This is a genomic window from Streptomyces sp. NPDC005435 (assembly GCF_040703155.1).
GTDB lineage: Bacteria > Actinomycetota > Actinomycetes > Streptomycetales > Streptomycetaceae > Streptomyces.
In genome coordinates this window covers 59,804-76,885 of sequence record NZ_JBEXEQ010000015.1, presented here as the reverse complement: position 1 = coordinate 76,885, position 17,082 = coordinate 59,804, and the positions used below count along the sequence as shown (strand labels likewise).

Here is a 17,082-nt window from a genome sequence, read left to right as displayed (position 1 = left end):
TCAAAGGTCCCGGGCGGAGCCGGGAAGGTTACAGCCCCGGAATCCGGCCGTTGCGGAACAGGTCGAGGAAGATCTGGTGGTCGGCCCGCGCACGGGCGCCGTAGGCGTGGGCGAAGTCTACCAGGAGGGGCGCGAAGCTCTCCTCGTCGGCCGCGAGGGCCGCGTCGATGGCGCGCTCGGTGGAGAACGGCACCAGGGACTCGCCGGACTGGTCGTCGGCGGCCGCGTGCATGGTGGCCGTGGCCCGGCCGAGGTCGGCGACGACGGTCGCGATCTCCTCCGGGTCGTCGATGTCGCCCCAGTCCAGGTCGACCGCGTACGGCGAGATCTCGGCGACCAGCTGGCCCGCGCCGTCCAGCTCGGTCCAGCCGAGCCACGGGTCGGCGTGCGCCTGGAGGGCGCGCTGGGAGATCACCGTGCGGTGGCCCTCGTGCCGGAAGTAGTCGCGGATCTCCGGGTCGGTGACGTGCCGGGAGACGGCCGGGGTCTGGGCCTGCTTGATGTAGATCACCACGTCGTTCTCCAGGGCGTCGGTCGCGCCCTCCAGGAGGACGTTGTACGACGGCAGCCCGGCCGAGCCGATGCCGACGCCGCGCCGGCCCACCACGTCCTTCACGCGGTACGACTCCGGGCGGACCAGGCTGCTCTCCGGCAGGGTCTCCAGGTAGCCGTCGAAGGCGGCCAGGACCTTGTAGCGGGTGGCCGCGTCCAGCTCGACGGAGCCGCCGCCCGGCGCGAAACGGCGCTCGAAGTCGCGGATCTCGCTCATGGACTCGAGGAGGCCGAACCGGGTCAGCGAGCGGGCGTCGCGCAGCGCGTCCAGCAGCGGACCCTCCGCGGTGTCCAGGGTGAACGGGGGCACCTCGTCGTCCTTGGCGCCGGTGGCCAGCGCGTGGACGCGCTCGCGGTAGGCGGCCGCGTAGACGGTGACCAGCTCGGTGATCTGCTCGTCGCTGAGGGCCTTGGCGTACCCGATGAGCGCGATCGAGGCGGCGAAGCGCTTGAGGTCCCAGGTGAAGGGGCCGACGTACGCCTCGTCGAAGTCGTTGACGTTGAAGACCAGGCGGCCGTTGGAGTCCATGTACGTGCCGAAGTTCTCGGCGTGCAGATCGCCGTGGATCCACACGCGCGAGGTGCGCTCGTCCAGGTACGGGCCGCCGCGCTTCGAGCCGAACTCATTGTTCGCCGTGAGGTCGTGGTAAAAGAGGCAGGCCGTGCCCCGGTAGAACGCGAAGGCGCTCGCGGCCATCTTGCGGAACTTCACCCGGAACGCGGCCGGGTCGGCGGCCAGGAGCCGGCCGAAGGCGGTGTCGAAGACGGCGAGGATCTCCTCGCCGCGCTGCTCGTCGCTGAGCTGGGGAACCGACATCGCGGGGTGCCTCCTGGTGCTGGTGCGGTGCGTGTGAAAAAGACGGGAACGGCCACGGCGTGCTTCCCCCGTCTCCAACGGGCGACGCGGCGCGGGAGTGCCCGGTTCCCGATGAAGGTACGTGGACGGAGCCCGCGAGTGTCAGTGCCGGGGCATAGACTTCTTCGCTGTCCCCCCGCCGTCCCACCCGTCGCCCGAACACCGCCCCTCAACGAGGCGCTCACGCGCCGCACCCGCTTTTTTGGAGGCCGAAACCGTGTCGAAGCCGCCCTTCACGCACCTGCACGTCCACACCCAGTACTCGCTGCTGGACGGTGCCGCGCGGCTCAAGGACATGTTCAACGCCTGCAATGAAATGGGCATGACGCACATCGCCATGTCCGACCACGGCAACCTCCACGGGGCGTATGACTTCTTCCACACCGCGAAGAAGGCCGGAATCACCCCGATCATCGGTATCGAGGCGTATGTCGCCCCCGAGTCCCGGCGCAACAAGCGCAAGATCCAGTGGGGCCAGCCGCACCAGAAGCGCGACGACGTCTCCGGCTCCGGTGGTTACACCCACAAGACGATGTGGGCGGTGAACAAGACCGGCCTGCACAACATCTTCCGGCTGTCCTCCGACGCGTACGCCGAGGGCTGGCTGCAGAAGTGGCCGCGCATGGACAAGGAGACCATCTCCCAGTGGTCCGAGGGCATCGTCGCCTCCACCGGCTGCCCCTCGGGCGAGGTGCAGACGCGGCTGCGCCTCGGCCAGTTCGACGAGGCCCTCAAGGCCGCCTCCGACTACCAGGACATCTTCGGCAAGGACCGGTACTTCCTGGAGCTGATGGACCACGGCATCGACATCGAGCACCGGGTCCGCGAGGGCCTGCTCGACATCGGCAAGAAGCTCGGCATCCCGCCGCTGGTCACCAACGACTCGCACTACACGTACGCGCACGAGGCGACCGCCCACGACGCCCTGCTGTGCATCCAGACCGGCAAGAACCTCTCCGACCCGGACCGCTTCAAGTTCGACGGCACCGGCTACTACCTGAAGTCCACGGACGAGATGTACGCCATCGACTCCTCGGACGCCTGGCAGGAGGGCTGCGCCAACACCCTCCTGGTGGCCGAGATGGTCGACACCACGGGCATGTTCGAGGCCAAGAACCTCATGCCCAAGTTCGACATCCCCGAGGGCTACACCGAGGTCACCTGGTTCAAGGAGGAGGTCCGCCGCGGCATGGAGCGCCGCTTCCCCGGCGGCATCCCCGACGACCGCCAGAAGCAGGCCGAGTACGAGATGGACGTCATCATCTCGATGGGCTTCCCCGGCTACTTCCTCGTGGTCGCCGACTTCATCATGTGGGCCAAGAACAACGGCATCGCGGTCGGCCCCGGCCGAGGCTCCGCGGCCGGTTCGATCGTCGCGTACGCCATGGGCATCACCGACCTCGACCCGATCCCGCACGGCCTGATCTTCGAGCGGTTCCTCAACCCCGAGCGCATCTCGATGCCCGACGTCGACATCGACTTCGACGAGCGCCGGCGCGTCGAGGTGATCCGGTACGTGACCGAGAAGTACGGCGCCGACAAGGTCGCCATGATCGGCACCTACGGCACCATCAAGGCCAAGAACGCGATCAAGGACTCCGCGCGCGTCCTCGGCTACCCGTACGCCATGGGCGACCGGATCACCAAGGCCATGCCCGCCGACGTCCTCGGCAAGGGCATCCCGCTCTCCGGCATCACCGACCCGAGCCACCCCCGCTACTCGGAGGCGGGCGAGGTCCGGGGGATGTACGAGAACGAGCCGGACGTCAAGAAGGTCATCGACACCGCGCGCGGTGTGGAGGGCCTGGTCCGGCAGATGGGCGTGCACGCCGCCGGCGTCATCATGTCCAGCGAGACCATCACCGAGCACGTCCCGGTCTGGGTCCGGCACACCGACGGTGTGACCATCACCCAGTGGGACTACCCGAGCTGTGAGTCGCTCGGCCTGCTGAAGATGGACTTCCTGGGCCTGCGCAACCTCACGATCATGGACGACGCCGTCAAGATGGTGAAGGCCAACAAGGGCGTCGACATCGACCTCCTGAGCCTCCCGCTCGACGACCCGAAGACCTTCGAACTGCTCCAGCGCGGCGACACCCTCGGCGTCTTCCAGTTCGACGGCGGCCCCATGCGCTCGCTGCTGCGGCTGATGAAGCCCGACAACTTCGAAGACATCTCCGCCGTGTCGGCCCTGTACCGGCCGGGCCCGATGGGCATGAACTCCCACACGAACTACGCGCTGCGCAAGAACAAGCAGCAGGAGATCACCCCCATCCACCCCGAGCTGGAGGAGCCGCTCAGGGAGGTCCTGGACGTCACCTACGGCCTGATCGTCTACCAGGAGCAGGTGCAGAAGGCCGCCCAGATCATCGCGGGCTACTCGCTCGGCGAGGCCGACATCCTCCGCCGCGTGATGGGCAAGAAGAAGCCCGAGGAACTGGCGAAGAACTTCGTCCTGTTCCAGAAGGGCGCCCGCGACAAGGGCTACAGCGACGAGGCGATCCAGGCGCTGTGGGACGTGCTGGTCCCCTTCGCCGGCTACGCGTTCAACAAGGCGCACTCCGCCGCGTACGGCCTGGTGTCCTACTGGACCGCCTATCTGAAGGCCAACTACCCGGCCGAGTACATGGCCGGACTGCTGACCTCCGTCAAGGACGACAAGGACAAGTCGGCGGTCTACCTCAACGAGTGCCGCCGCATGGGCATCAAGGTGCTCCCGCCGAACGTCAACGAGTCGGAGTCCAACTTCGCCGCCCAGGGCGACGACGTGATCCTCTTCGGCCTCTCCGCGGTGCGCAACGTCGGCACCAACGTGGTCGAGGCGATCATCCGCGGCCGCAAGGCCAAGGGGAAGTACCTCTCCTTCCCCGACTACCTCGACAAGGTCGAGGCCGTCGCCTGCAACAAGCGCACCACCGAGTCGCTGATCAAGGCCGGCGCCTTCGACTCGATGAACCACACCCGCAAGGGCCTCACCGCGCAGTACGAGCCGATGATCGACAACGTGGTCGCGGTCAAGCGTAAGGAGGCCGAGGGACAGTTCGACCTCTTCGGCGGGATGGGCGAGGACGCCGGTGACGAGCCCGGCTTCGGACTCGACGTCCAGTTCACCGACGAGGAGTGGGAAAAGACCTATCTCCTCGCCCAGGAACGGGAGATGCTCGGTCTCTACGTCTCCGACCACCCGCTCTTCGGCCTGGAGCACGTGCTGTCCGACAAGGCCGACGCGGGCATCTCCCAGCTGACCGGCGGCGAGCACTCCGACGGCGCCGTGGTGACCATCGGCGGCATCATCTCCGGCCTCCAGCGCAAGATGACCAAGCAGGGCAACGCCTGGGCGATCGCCACCGTGGAGGACCTCGCGGGCTCCATCGAGTGCATGTTCTTCCCGGCCACCTACCAGCTCGTCTCGACCCAACTCGTCGAGGACGCCGTGGTGTTCGTGAAGGGCCGGCTCGACAAGCGCGAGGACGTGCCCCGGCTGGTCGCCATGGAGCTCCAGGTGCCCGACCTGTCCAACGCGGGCACCAACGCGCCGGTGATCCTCACCATCCCGGCCACCCGCGTCACCCCGCCCATGGTCAGCCGCCTCGGCGAGATCCTCAGCCACCACAAGGGCGACAGCGAGGTCCGCATCAAGCTCCAGGGCCCGCACAAGACCACCGTGCTGCGCCTGGACCGGCACCGCGTCAAGCCCGACCCGGCGCTCTACGGCGACCTGAAGGTCCTGCTCGGCCCGTCCTGCCTGGCGGGCTGAACACACCGGCCGCCACAGTGAAAAAGCAGTGAGAGAAGGGGCGCACCCCGCGGGAGTGCGCCCCTTCTCTCATGTGCTCGCCGGGCTCATATGCCCTGTAAAAGCACTCAGTTGTGGCCGAAGCGCTTGTTCTGCTTGCGGGCGTAGTCCGAGGGGCTGCCGGGGCCCTGCGCGGCGGACTCGTGCGCCTCTCCGGCCTGCCGCTGCGAGTTCTCCGGGGCCTGCTCGGCCTGGGAGGAGCGGTTCTTCGGGCCGGTCTGCTTGCGGTTCTTGTTCTTGGCCATGGGGATCTGCCTCCTGAAGGGGGTCTAGGGGCCAGGGCCGTCATCAGATTCACATACGCTGACATCAATCGCATGTCGGATAATTACCGTCTGTGACAGGTGTGGTGGGGGCGCGGGCGCCGGAAACGCCACGCCGAAGATCGAGTTCGGGCCGTTAACCCCCGGGCGGTCGGGCAGACTCGAAGGAAGTCCGAAGCAAACCTCCGGGGAAGAGGGTGAGTCGCGTGGACCGCTGCATCGTCCTGGTGGACGCCGGGTATCTGCTGGGTGCCGCCGCCAGCCTCCTCGCCGGTGAACCCTCGCGGTCCCGGATCACCGTCGACCACCCCGCGCTGATCCAGGCCCTGCGCATGCGCGCCGAGGCCGAGACCGGGCGCCCCCTGCTGCGCATCTACTGGTTCGACGGCGCCCCCGACCGGGTGCCCCAGCCCGAGCACCGCAGACTGCGCGTGATGCCCCGGGTCACCGTCCGGCTCGGCGCCCTGACCCGTACCGACGGGCGCTGGGCGCAGAAGGGCGTCGACGCGGCCATGCACGCCGAGCTGACCGAGCTGGCCCGCAACCGCGCCTGTTCCGACATCGTCCTGGTCACCGGCGACGGCGACCTGCTGCCCGGCATGATGGCCGCCAAGGAGCACGGCGTCGCCGTCCACCTGTGGGCCGTACAGGCCGCCGACGGCGACTACAACCAGTCCGAGGACCTGGTCGCCGAGGCCGACGAGCGGCGCGTCCTGGACCGCGCCTGGATCATCCAGGCCGTCCGCGCCAAGGAACTCGGCGGCGTCTGCGCCACCCCGCCCCCGCCCCGGCCCGACATCGCCGCGATCCTCTCCGCCCCGCTGCCCGAGTCCGCCCTCGCCCCCTCCGGGGAACGCGCCGACGAGGAGACCGCCCACCCCCACCCCACGGCGGGCGCCGCCCGCAACGGCACCGAGGAGCGGCCCAGCACCGCCAAGGGTGTACCCACCCCGAAGGACCTCGCCGCGCTCCGCGCGCCCGGCGCGGCCTCCCCGCACCCGGCGCAGCACCCGGCGAGTGCCACCCTGCGCTGGTCCTCCGACAAGGGCTGGGTGGACCGCCCCGGCACCCCGGCCGAGCCGCCCGAGGCCGCCTCCATGCCGACGCTGGCCCAGCTCACCACCGCCGAGCAGCGCTGGGCGGACCGCGAGGAGGACATCACCACCGTCGGCGGCGACCCCTACGAGGTCGGCCAGGTCTTCGCCCGCCGCTGGATGTCCCGGCTCGGCGACCAGGGCCATCTGCACCGGCTGTCCGCGATGTACCCGCGCATCCCGCACCGCATCGACGGCGAGCTGCTGCGCTACGCCGCCCGCTTCGGTCTGCTCGCCCACAAGGACGACCAGATCGACGAGCACGACCGTTACGCCATCCGGGCGGGCTTCTGGCGGGAGTTCGACGTCCCGGCGACGGCCGCCGACACCCCGGCCGGGGAGTGACCAGGGGCTGAGCCGCGACCGCGGCGGGGCGGAACCGGGGGATGCCGAGATGAGGTGCCCCAAAGACGAGTAAAGGGTCCGCACCCCGTACGCTCCTCCCTTGTGAGTACGCGCGCGGGACAGGCACTTCGGTACGACGAGGCCGTACGCGTGCGCGGGCTCAGCAAGACCTACCCGCCCGTCAAGGGACGCCGCGGAGCCCCCGGCACGCCCGAGGTGCGGGCCACCGACCGGGTGGACCTCCAGGTGCGCGGCGGCGAGGTCTTCGGCCTGCTCGGCCCGAACGGTGCCGGCAAGTCCACCCTCGTCCGCCAGCTCACCGGGCTGCTGCGCCCCGACTCCGGCAGCGTCGAGATCCTCGGCCACGACATCGTGCGCCACCCCGAGCGGGCCGCCCGCATCCTCGCCTACCTCGGCCAGGAGTCCTCCGCCCTGGACGAGCTGACCGTCGCCCTCGCCGTCGAGACCACCGCGCGGCTGCGCGGCCTGGACGTACGGCGGGCGCGGGAGGAGCGGGACGCCGTCCTGGACGAGCTGGAGCTCGGCCCCCTCGCCGGACGCCCGCTGACCAAGCTGTCCGGCGGACAGCGCCGGCTCGCCTGCGTGGCCGCCGCGCTCGTCGGGGACCGCCCGCTGCTCGTGCTCGACGAGCCCACCACCGGCATGGACCCGGTGGCCCGGCGCGCGGTCTGGAGCGCCGTGGACCGGCGGCGCGCCGAGCGCGGCACGACCGTGCTGCTCGTCACCCACAACGTCATCGAGGCCGAGACCGTCCTCGACCGGGTCGCCGTCCTCGACCGGGGCCGGGTGATCGCCTGCGACACCCCGGCCGGGCTCAAGGACCGCGTCTCCGGCGAGGTCCGGGTGGAGCTGGTGTGGCGGGAGCGGGCGCCCCTGGAGGTGCCCGAGGTCGCCGTCCTGCGCGAGCGGGCCACCGAGTCGGGCCGCCGCTGGACGCTGCGGCTCGCCCCCGAGGAGGCGCGGGCCGCCGTCGCCACCGTCACCGGCGGTGCCGCGTTCGCCGCGCTGGACGACTTCACGCTGGCCACCCCCAGCCTGGAGGACGTCTACCTCGCGCTCGGCGGGGCGGCCCGGCAGGGGCTGGTGAAGGGATGAGCGCGGGGCCCGCCGTACCCGCGCTGAGCGCGGGACCCACCGCATCCGTATGGTCCCAGTGGACGCCGTGGTCCCTGGAGGACGGCGCCCCCGCCGCCGTCGGGAAGAGGAGCAGCTCGTCGTGAGTGTCGTACCCGCGGAGGTCAGGCCCAGCGCCGTGCGGACCGTGCCGGAGCAGGCGCGGCGCGCGGTCGAACTGGGTCCGCCCGCGCAGTTCGGACCGTCGCTGGCCGCCGTCTACCGCGCACAGCTCTCCCGCGCCCGGGTGGCCCGCATCCCGCTGCTGTTCGTCGCGGTCTTCCAGTCCGTCGGCATCGCCGTGATGATGCGCGGAGTCGTCGACGGCGGCCCCGAGGCGTGGTCGGTGGTGGCCGGCTCCTCCGTGCTCGTCGTCGCCTACGTGGCGCTGAACCTGCTCTCGCAGTACTTCGGCCAGCTCCGCGCGAGCGGTGGCCTCGACCACTACGCCACCCTGCCGGTGCCGCCCGCCGCCGTGGTGCTGGGCGCGGCCGCCGCGTACGCCTCCTTCACCGTGCCCGGCACGCTGGTCACCGCGCTCTTCGGCTGCGCGCTGTTCGGGCTTCCGGTGTCCAACCTGTGGGTCCTGCTGGCCGTGATCCCGCTCGCCGGGGCCGCGCTCTCCGGTGTCGGCGCCGCCTGCGGGCTGCTCGCGCCGCGCCCCGAACTGGCCACCCTGCTCGGCCAGCTGGGCATGTCGGCGGCGCTGCTGCTCGGTGTGCTGCCCGCCGACCGGATGCCGGGGATCGTCCGGCTGGCCCGTGACCTGCTGCCCTCGACCTACGGCGTCGAGGCGTACGCCCGCACCTTCGGCCCGCACCCCGACTGGGCCGTGGTCCTCGCTGACCTGGGGGTGTGCGCGGGCGTCGGCGTGATCTCCCTCGCGGTGGCCACCCGGGCCTATCGCCGGGCCGCCGTCCGGTGACGCGGCGCACAGCACGACCTGGCACGATGTCAGGGTGACCGCACCGCTGACTCCCCCTCCGCCGCCGCACGAAGACTCCGCGCACCCGGTCCGGCAGGGACCGCCCGACGGTGAGCCGGCCGTGGAACGGTACGAACAGGACGGCCCCGGAATGAAGACCGAAGTGCGGGAGTCCGCCGTGATCGCGGCGGTGGTGGCGCTGAGCGGGGTGCTGCTCGGCGTGCTGTGGTGGCAGCTGGCCCCGCACGTGCCGCTCGTCGGCGACTCGGCCGACCACAGCTGGGTGGTGTACCTCAAGGACAGCGAGGGCGAACAGGCGGTCGGGGTGGACGGCACGTTCACCCTGCTGGGACTCGCCTTCGGCGCGCTCAGCGCACTCGGTGTGTTCCTGCTGCGCAGGCGCGGGGGCGTGCCGCTCGCGGTGGGTCTCGGGGTCGGCGGGCTGCTGGCCTCGCTGCTGGCCTGGCGGCTCGGGGTGTGGCTCGGGCCCGGGCAGGACGTCATCGCCCGCGCGAAGGCGGCCGGCAGCGGGGTCACCTTCGCCGCGCCGCTGCGCCTGGGAGCCAAGGGCGCGCTGCTGGCCTGGCCGTTCGCCGCGCTCCTGGTCCATCTGGGGCTGACGGCGCTGTTCGGGCCGCGCGATCCGGAGGAGCACGAGGACTACGTCCCGGGCGAGTACGGCCCGCCGCCGCAGCAGTAGGTCAGGCGCGGCAGAAGCTCAGGCGCGTACCGAGGGTCCCGGAGCCGGGACCCTCACGCATGTCCACCGTCCTTACGCGCGGGCGATCGGCGCCAGCACCGCCGAGGTCAGCTCTGCCAGCGCCTTGGGCGCCAGCTCGACCTCCAGACCCCTACGGCCCGCCGAGACGCAGATCGTGGTGTGGTCCGCCGCCGAGGCGTCCAGGACCGTGGGCAGGCGCTTGCGCTGGCCGAGCGGGGAGATACCGCCCCGGACGTAGCCGGTCGTGCGCTCGGCGAGCGCCGGGTCCGCCATCGCGGCCCGCTTGCCGCCCACCGCCGACGCCAGCGCCTTGAGGTCGAGCGAGCCGGAGACGGGGACCACCGCCACCGTCAGCGCGCCGTCCACCTCGGCCACCAGCGTCTTGAAGACGCGCCCGGGGGAGACGCCCATCGCCTCGGCAGCCTCCTCGCCGTAGGAGGGGTGGGAGGGGTCGTGGTCGTAGGAGTGGACCGTGTGCTCCACACCGGCGGAGGTGAGCGCCACCGTCGCCGGGGTTCCCGCCCGTCGCCCGCCACCGCCCTTCTTCGGACGCGCTCCGCGCGCGCCTTCTTCTTCCTGCTGCTTCTTGGACTTCTTCGCCATCGGGGGTGTCGGCCTCGGTTCGGGTCAGTTCAGGCTGGTGCGCGCCCGGGTCAGCTCGAACGCGGGCAGCGACGGCAGGCTACGGATGATGGCGGTCTCCGAGCGAAGGAGTTTCAGCTCGTCCCGCAGCCGGGACGCGGTGTCGGGGGCCTGGAGGAGCCGCTGCTTGGTCGGCGTGTCCAGGACCATGGCCGCCGCGACCAGGTAGGAGGCGACACCCGGGTCGTCCGGTAGCTCCGCGTCGGACAGGGAGTGCTCGGCGGCGCCCGCCAGCCGCTTCTGGTAGCGCCGGAAGTAGTCGAGGACGCCCTCCGCGAGCGCGCCCGCCTCGTCGCCGGGCTCCTCCGTCAGCTCCTCGACCTCGGCCGTCAGGAAGGCGCCCGAGGAGTCCACCGACAGCAGCCGCACCCGCCGGGTGCCGGTCGCCAGCACCTCGAAGGTGCCGTTGTCCCGCTCCCTTATGGTCGCCGCGTCCGCCACACAGCCGATCCGGTGCACCGCCTTGAGCGGGTCGGGGCCGAAGCCTGCGGCCGGGCCCTGGTCGGGCAGCGCGGTCGGGTCCGGCATCCCGGGCGCGCTCGGCGCCACCTCGTGGCCGTCCCGGATGGCCGCGACGACGAACCGGCGCGGTTCCTCCTCCGGGGTCTTCAGCAGCTCGCGCATCATGGCGCGATACCGCTCCTCGAAGACGGTCAGCGGCAGCACGAGACCCGGGAACAGCACCGTGTTCAGCGGGAAGAGGGGCAGGCGGGCGATGGTCACGACGCCCCAGCCTAATGGTCATGGCGGCCGCCGGACCCCTGCCGGCCGCCGTCAGGCCGCCGGGGTGTCGGGATCAGCCCCTCCAGGACGGTGCGCGGACCCTCCGTGACCAGCGCCTCGCGCACCCGCAGGAAGTGGCCGAGCGGGTCGTCGGAGACCAGCGTCCAGGGGAAGGAGGTGGCGTACGGGCCGATCAGGGCGGCCTGGTCGCGGGCGTCGTCCCAGCGCTCCAGGCGCAGCAGCAGGAAGAGCAGCTTGTTGCGGACCCCGGCGGGCCACGGGTCGGCCGCCGGGAAGCGGCCGGAGAGCTCCCCCGCGCGGTCGGCGGCCTCGTCCAGGCGGAGCCGCGCCACCTCGGGGCCGCACAGATCCGTCAGATAGCCGAAGGCGGCCCGCGCGGGCAGCGCCTGCACGAGCGAGTCCGCCGGGGCGTCCTGCGCGGCGCGCTCGGCGAAGTCGAAGCACTCCGCGTGCGAGCCGTGCCAGAAGGTACCGAGGTAGCGCAGCGCGGCGACATGGCAGCCGTAGTGGTGCGGGGCACGGCGTACGGCCGCCTCCCACAGCTCCTCGAAGTAGCGGTGGCCCGCCTTCGAGCCGCGCGCGTGGTCCAGCGCGATCCGCCAGGGCACCGGGTCGCGGTCGTCGGCGCGGGCGGCGGCCGTGATCAGCGGGCTCACCGAGCGCAGCAGCTCGCCGCGGGCGGGGGAGGGCCAGGCGCGGTCCACCGCCAGCTGGGCCGACACGAGCAGCGCGCCGGGGTCCTCGGGGGCGGCCGCGCGCCACGCGTCGAACCACTCGGGGCGCGCGTGGGCGAAGGCGGCCAGGCGCCGCGCGTAGCCGTCCCGGTCCTCCCAGCGGGCCGCCGCGCGGGTGGCGGCGAGCAGGGCGGCGGCGGGTTCGTACTCGCCGCGCGCGGCGGCGACGAGGACGGGGGAGAGGCGGTCGTCCGGCGCGTCGAGGACGGCGTCGACGGCGGCCGGGGCGGGGCCGGCCAGGCGCGCGGCGCGTCGTGTCATCCGGGTGGGGCGGAGGAACGCGGGCAGTGGAACCATGGTGTCGACCATTGAAAGTCCGCAGGTCGCGGCCGCGCCAGAGAGTTGGGGCAAGTCGTGGAAGGTTGTATCGGGCCAGGTCAAGACAGGGTAAAAAGGTGACTTCTGTGGTCTTGTCCGGAGCCCGCTGAAATGTCTGTTCCCCTCACCCGTCCCACCCGCCTCTGCGACACCGCTGCTCGCCTCCGGCGCACGGCCCCTCACCCCCGCCGCAGCAGCCGCGTCGCCCCCGCCGCCACCGCCGTCGCGAGCACCCAGCCCAGCAGGACGAGCGCCGCCGCCAGCCATGGCCAGCCCCCGCGCAGCCGCCACTGGCCCGCCATCCCGAGGTCCACCACCGGCAGCAGCAGGTCCAGGGTGAACAGCGCCGGACTCCAGGCCGGATGCGCGTCCGGGTCCATCGGATGGTGCCCGGCATGCCGGAACGCCAGCGTGCCCGCCGCCCACAGCACCGCCATCCATACCGCGGCCCGCCCCGGCCGGTAGCCGTACGCCACCGCCCAGTCCTGCGCGTACCCCCAGGCCTTGGCCGCCAGCGGCAGCGTCTCGCGGCGCCGGCGCTGCTTGGCGAGCAGCACCTCGCGGGCGTCCTCGTCCTCCCCGGCCGCCCGCAGCACGGCCGCGAGGCGCTCGTACGGCTCCGGGTGGTACTCGGCGGTCGCCGCCGCCACCCAGTCCAGGCGCCGGGCCAGCGGGAACGGCCCCCTCGGCACCAGGTTCTCGTACGCGAAACCGCCCATCTGGAGGTTGCCCGGCTCCGGCCAGCTGCCCGCGTGGTCCACCAGGTTCACGATCCGGGCGCCGGAGAGCACCACGCGTCCGCGCGGCGGCCGGTCGCCGAGGAAGCGCAGCTCGGGCGTCTGCACCCGGCGCAGCGACACCTCCTGGTCGTCGGCGAGCACGAACCGGGCCCGCTCCAGGTCCACCGCGTCCCCGAACCGCCCGTCGTCCAGGCGCACCCCGCCCCGGCACTCGAAGGACTGCACCCGGGTCCCGCGCGCCGGCGTGGTCCCGCTCAGCAGCGGGCTGCCCACCCCGGCCGGGGTCATGTACAGCGTGCGGCCCACGGTGAGCTGCGGGGCGTTCAGCGCGCGCCGCGCGTACGGGTTGATCAGCCGGGCCCCGCGCAGGCTCAGCGACACCCCGACGGTCGCCCCGCGCAGGCTCAGCTCGCCGTAGGACTCCAGCATCTCGGCCTGGAGGTCCTGGCCCACGCTCATGCCGTCCCCCGCGAGGGAACGCCCGCTGCGGTCCCGGTGCGCGACGGCCTGGTTGAGCAGCAGATCGGTGCCGATCTGGGCGTCGGTCAGCCGCACACCCTCGCGGAAGCGGCAGCGCGGCAGATGGAGGTCGCCCTCGGTGTGCACCCGGGCCGCCTCCAGGCGCGGCACCGCGCAGTCCACCAGGCGCAGCGTCGTGAAGTGCGCCTCCGGCATCCGGACCTCGTCGTCGAAACGGCAGCCGCGCAGCTCCACGTACGGCGTGATCGTGCCGCCCGCCACGTCCAGCGCGCCGGTGATCCGCACCCCGCACAGCTTCAGCGCGGACACCCGGCCCGCCAGCGCGGACGGACCGTCCAGCAGCAGCCAGGACACGATCCGCGCCCGCACACTGCGTCCCGGACCCCACAGATAGTCGCCGTGCGGATCGTCCACGGCGGCGTCCCCGCAGGTCAGGTCGTACATGCTGCCGTCACGGAACGCCTGCCACATGCCCGCCTCGGCGGGGGTCAGGTCCTCCGGCAGGCTCACCGTGCCCGGTCCGGACCCATCGGTCACAGCGGCCCCCTCTTCGTCCTCGGCCACCCGTACGCCGCTGATGCCCGCCCGGTGACCTCCGCAACACACCACGTGACGGCGTTCCGGCCACGCTCTGTACCACCGCTTGTCCCACGAGTCGTATCAGCCACTGATACGCGCGGACGGCCCGCTGCGGCGGTCTGAGAGAATTGGGACTGTGATCTCCCGAATCGATCTGCGCGGCGACGCCCTCCCCGAGGGCCCCGCCCTGCGCGACCTGCTGCCCCGAGCCGACTTCGACGTCTCGGCCGCCCTGGAGAAGGTGCGTCCGATCTGCGAGGCCGTGCATCATCGTGGCGACGCGGCGCTGATCGACTTCGCGGAGAGGTTCGACGGAGTACGGCTGGAATCCGTCCGTGTCCCGGCCCAGGCGCTCACCGACGCCCTCGACGCCCTCGACCCGGCCGTGCGCGCCGCGCTGGAGGAGTCCATCCGCCGCGCCCGCCTGGTCCACCGCGCCCAGCGCCGCACCGCCCACACCACCCAGGTCGTGCCCGGCGGCACCGTGACCGAGAAGTGGGTGCCCGTCGACCGGGTCGGGCTCTACGCGCCCGGCGGCCGCTCGGTCTACCCCTCCTCCGTGATCATGAACGTGGTGCCCGCGCAGGAGGCCGGCGTCGAGTCCATCGCGCTCGCCTCGCCCCCGCAGGCCGAGTTCGACGGCCTGCCCCACCCGACGATCCTCGCTGCCTGCGCCCTGCTCGGCGTGGACGAGGTGTACGCGGCCGGCGGCGCCACCGCCGTCGCGATGTTCGCGTACGGCACCGAGTCCTGCCCGCCGGCCAACATGGTCACCGGGCCCGGCAACATCTGGGTCGCCGCCGCCAAGCGCTACTTCACCGGCAAGATCGGCATCGACGCCGAGGCGGGCCCGACCGAGATCGCCGTCCTCGCCGACGACACCGCCGACCCGGTGCACGTCGCCGCCGACCTGATCAGCCAGGCCGAGCACGACCCGCTGGCCGCCGCCGTCCTCGTCACCGACTCGGCGGAACTGGCCGACGCGGTCGAGGCCGAGCTGAAGACCCAGGTCGCCGCCACCAAGCACATCGACGACCGGATCGTCCCCGCGCTGAACGGGCAGCAGTCCGCGATCGTCCTCGTGGACGGCGTGGCCGAGGGCCTGCGGGTGGTCGACGCGTACGGCGCCGAGCACCTGGAGATCCAGACCCGCGACGCGGCCGCCGTCGCCGACCGTGTGCGCAACGCGGGCGCCATCTTCATCGGCCCCTGGGCGCCCGTCTCCCTCGGGGACTACGCGGCCGGCTCCAACCACGTCCTGCCCACCGGCGGCTGCGCCTGCCACTCCTCGGGCCTGTCCGTGCAGTCCTTCCTGCGCGGCATCCACATCGTGGACTACACGAAGGACGCCCTCGCCGAGGTCGCCCACCACGTGGTGACCCTCGCGGAGGCCGAGGACCTGCCCGCGCACGGAGCGGCGGTCAAGGCCCGCTTCGGCTGGAAGGTACCGGAGACCAAGTGACCGGCATCGACGATCTCCCCGTACGGGACGAGCTGCGCGGCAAGTCCCCTTACGGCGCGCCCCAGTTGGACGTCCCCGTCCGGCTGAACACCAACGAGAACCCCTACCCCCTGCCCGAACCGCTCGTCGAGCGGATCGCGGAGCGGGTGCGCGAGGCCGCCCGGAACCTGAACCGCTACCCCGACCGGGACGCGGTCCAGCTGCGCACCGAACTGGCCAAGTACCTCGCCAAGACCGGGCATTACGACCTCGGCGCCCGGAACGTCTGGGCGGCCAACGGCTCCAACGAGGTCATCCAGCAGCTCCTCCAGACCTTCGGCGGTCCCGGCCGCACCGCGATCGGCTTCGAGCCCTCGTACTCCATGCACGCGCTCATCGCGCGCGGCACCGGCACCGGCTGGATCTCCGGGCCGCGCGGCGAGGACTTCACCATCGACCTCGCGGCCGCCGAGCGCGCCATCGCCGAGCACCGGCCCGACGTCGTGTTCATCACCACCCCCAACAACCCCACGGGCAACGCCGTACCGCCCGAGACGGTCCTCGCGCTGTACGAGGCCGCGCAGGCGGCGAAGCCGTCCATGGTGGTCGTGGACGAGGCGTACATCGAGTTCAGCCACGGCGACTCGCTGCTGCCGCTCCTCGAAGGCCGCCCCCACCTGGTGATCTCGCGGACCATGTCCAAGGCGTTCGGCGCCGCCGGGCTGCGGCTCGGCTACCTCGCGGCCGACCCGGCCGTGGTGGACGCCGTCCAGCTGGTCCGGCTGCCCTACCACCTATCGGCCGTCACCCAGGCGACCGCGCTCGCCGCCCTGGAGCACACCGACACCCTGCTCGGCTACGTCGAGCAGCTCAAGACCGAGCGGGACCGCCTGGTCACCGAACTGCGCGCCATCGGTTACGACGTGACCGAGTCCGACGCCAACTTCGTGCAGTTCGGCCGCTTCACGGACACCCAGGCGGCCTGGCGCCGCATCCTCGACCACGGCGTCCTCGTCCGGGACAACGGCGTCCCCGGATGGCTGCGGGTGTCGGCCGGCACCCCCGAAGAGAACGACGCGTTCCTCGACGCGGTTCGGGAACTGAAGAAGGAGCTCGACGCATGAGCCGGACAGGCCGCGTGCAGCGCACCACCAAGGAGACCTCGGTCCTCGTCGAGATCGACCTCGACGGCACCGGCAAGACCGACATCGCCACCGGCGTCGGCTTCTACGACCACATGCTCGACCAGCTCGGCCGGCACGGTCTGTTCGACCTCACCGTGAAGACCGACGGCGACCTGCACATCGACACCCACCACACCATCGAGGACACCGCCCTCGCGCTCGGCGCCGCCTTCAAGCAGGCGCTCGGCGACAAGGTGGGCATCTACCGCTTCGGCAACTGCACGGTCCCCCTGGACGAGTCCCTCGCCCAGGTCACCGTCGACCTCTCCGGGCGTCCCTACCTCGTGCACACCGAGCCCGAGAAGATGGCGCCGATGATCGGCGAGTACGACACGACGATGACCCGGCACATCCTGGAGTCCTTCGTCGCCCAGGCGCAGATCGCGCTGCACGTGCACGTGCCGTACGGGCGCAACGCGCACCACATCGTGGAGTGCCAGTTCAAGGCCCTCGCCCGCGCCCTGCGCTACGCCAGCGAGCGCGACCCGCGCGCGGCCGGCATCCTCCCCTCCACGAAGGGCGCGCTGTAACCCC

Annotated in this window: 14 protein-coding genes; 8 read left to right on the top strand and 6 right to left on the bottom strand. The window is 72.0% G+C overall.

What is annotated here, in order from left to right:
* Positions 1–28: 28 nt before the first annotated feature.
* The gene (locus tag AB0898_RS20475) at positions 29–1,369 is read right to left on the bottom strand and encodes a DUF2252 domain-containing protein (protein WP_366804360.1); all 1,341 of its coding nucleotides are present in this window, start codon (positions 1,367–1,369) and stop codon (positions 29–31) included.
* 256 nt (positions 1,370–1,625) lie between these two features.
* Here AB0898_RS20475 and dnaE point away from each other — a divergent pair, with 256 nt between their 5' ends.
* Entirely contained in the window at positions 1,626–5,165 is a 3,540-nt protein-coding gene (dnaE, locus tag AB0898_RS20470) for a DNA polymerase III subunit alpha (RefSeq protein ID WP_366804359.1), read from the top strand.
* Between the two features lie 107 nt (positions 5,166–5,272).
* Here dnaE and AB0898_RS20465 read toward each other — a convergent pair whose 3' ends face one another.
* Positions 5,273–5,449, bottom strand: a complete 177-nt coding sequence (locus AB0898_RS20465) for a hypothetical protein (RefSeq protein WP_366804358.1) — start codon at positions 5,447–5,449, stop codon at positions 5,273–5,275.
* A 224-nt stretch (positions 5,450–5,673) separates the two neighbouring features.
* Between AB0898_RS20465 and AB0898_RS20460 the strand changes: the two genes are divergently transcribed.
* The 4 genes from AB0898_RS20460 to AB0898_RS20445 all read left to right on the top strand — a co-directional run bounded on the left by AB0898_RS20460 (position 5,674) and on the right by AB0898_RS20445 (position 9,665).
* A complete protein-coding gene (locus AB0898_RS20460; protein WP_366804357.1) occupies positions 5,674–6,906 on the top strand; it encodes an NYN domain-containing protein in 1,233 nt (410 codons plus the stop codon).
* Between the two features lie 102 nt (positions 6,907–7,008).
* Complete coding sequence (locus tag AB0898_RS20455) at positions 7,009–8,022, top strand: ABC transporter ATP-binding protein (protein WP_366804356.1); 1,014 nt, start codon at positions 7,009–7,011, stop codon at positions 8,020–8,022.
* 121 nt (positions 8,023–8,143) lie between these two features.
* A complete protein-coding gene (locus AB0898_RS20450; protein WP_366804355.1) occupies positions 8,144–8,965 on the top strand; it encodes an ABC transporter permease in 822 nt (273 codons plus the stop codon).
* Positions 8,966–8,999: 34 nt separating this feature from the next.
* The gene (locus AB0898_RS20445) at positions 9,000–9,665 is read left to right on the top strand and encodes a DUF2567 domain-containing protein (RefSeq protein ID WP_366804354.1); all 666 of its coding nucleotides are present in this window, start codon (positions 9,000–9,002) and stop codon (positions 9,663–9,665) included.
* Positions 9,666–9,737: 72 nt separating this feature from the next.
* Here AB0898_RS20445 and ybaK read toward each other — a convergent pair whose 3' ends face one another.
* The 4 genes from ybaK to AB0898_RS20425 all read right to left on the bottom strand — a co-directional run bounded on the left by ybaK (position 9,738) and on the right by AB0898_RS20425 (position 13,881).
* Positions 9,738–10,289 carry a Cys-tRNA(Pro) deacylase gene (ybaK, locus tag AB0898_RS20440; protein ID WP_366804353.1) on the bottom strand — a complete coding sequence of 184 codons (552 nt, stop codon included), beginning with the start codon at positions 10,287–10,289 and terminating at the stop codon, positions 9,738–9,740.
* Between the two features lie 24 nt (positions 10,290–10,313).
* The gene (locus tag AB0898_RS20435; RefSeq protein ID WP_366804352.1) at positions 10,314–11,051 is read right to left on the bottom strand and encodes an LON peptidase substrate-binding domain-containing protein; all 738 of its coding nucleotides are present in this window, start codon (positions 11,049–11,051) and stop codon (positions 10,314–10,316) included.
* A gap of 11 nt (positions 11,052–11,062) precedes the next feature.
* On the bottom strand, positions 11,063–12,115 hold the full coding sequence (locus tag AB0898_RS20430; protein WP_366804351.1) for a hypothetical protein: 1,053 nt from the start codon (positions 12,113–12,115) through the stop codon (positions 11,063–11,065).
* A gap of 188 nt (positions 12,116–12,303) precedes the next feature.
* A complete protein-coding gene (locus AB0898_RS20425) occupies positions 12,304–13,881 on the bottom strand; it encodes an oxidoreductase (RefSeq protein ID WP_366804350.1) in 1,578 nt (525 codons plus the stop codon).
* A gap of 178 nt (positions 13,882–14,059) precedes the next feature.
* Here AB0898_RS20425 and hisD point away from each other — a divergent pair, with 178 nt between their 5' ends.
* The 3 genes from hisD to hisB are packed head-to-tail and all read left to right on the top strand — an operon-like array spanning position 14,060 to position 17,078.
* Positions 14,060–15,385: a histidinol dehydrogenase gene (hisD, locus tag AB0898_RS20420; RefSeq protein ID WP_366804349.1), complete on the top strand. Its 1,326-nt coding sequence runs from the start codon at positions 14,060–14,062 to the stop codon at positions 15,383–15,385.
* Positions 15,382–16,488 carry a histidinol-phosphate transaminase gene (locus AB0898_RS20415; protein ID WP_366804348.1) on the top strand — a complete coding sequence of 369 codons (1,107 nt, stop codon included), beginning with the start codon at positions 15,382–15,384 and terminating at the stop codon, positions 16,486–16,488. Before hisD ends, AB0898_RS20415 begins: the two co-directional genes overlap by 4 nt.
* On the top strand, positions 16,485–17,078 hold the full coding sequence (gene hisB / locus AB0898_RS20410; protein WP_026248532.1) for an imidazoleglycerol-phosphate dehydratase HisB: 594 nt from the start codon (positions 16,485–16,487) through the stop codon (positions 17,076–17,078). The genes AB0898_RS20415 and hisB overlap by 4 nt, the downstream gene beginning before the upstream one ends.
* The last annotated feature ends 4 nt before the right edge of the window (positions 17,079–17,082 follow it).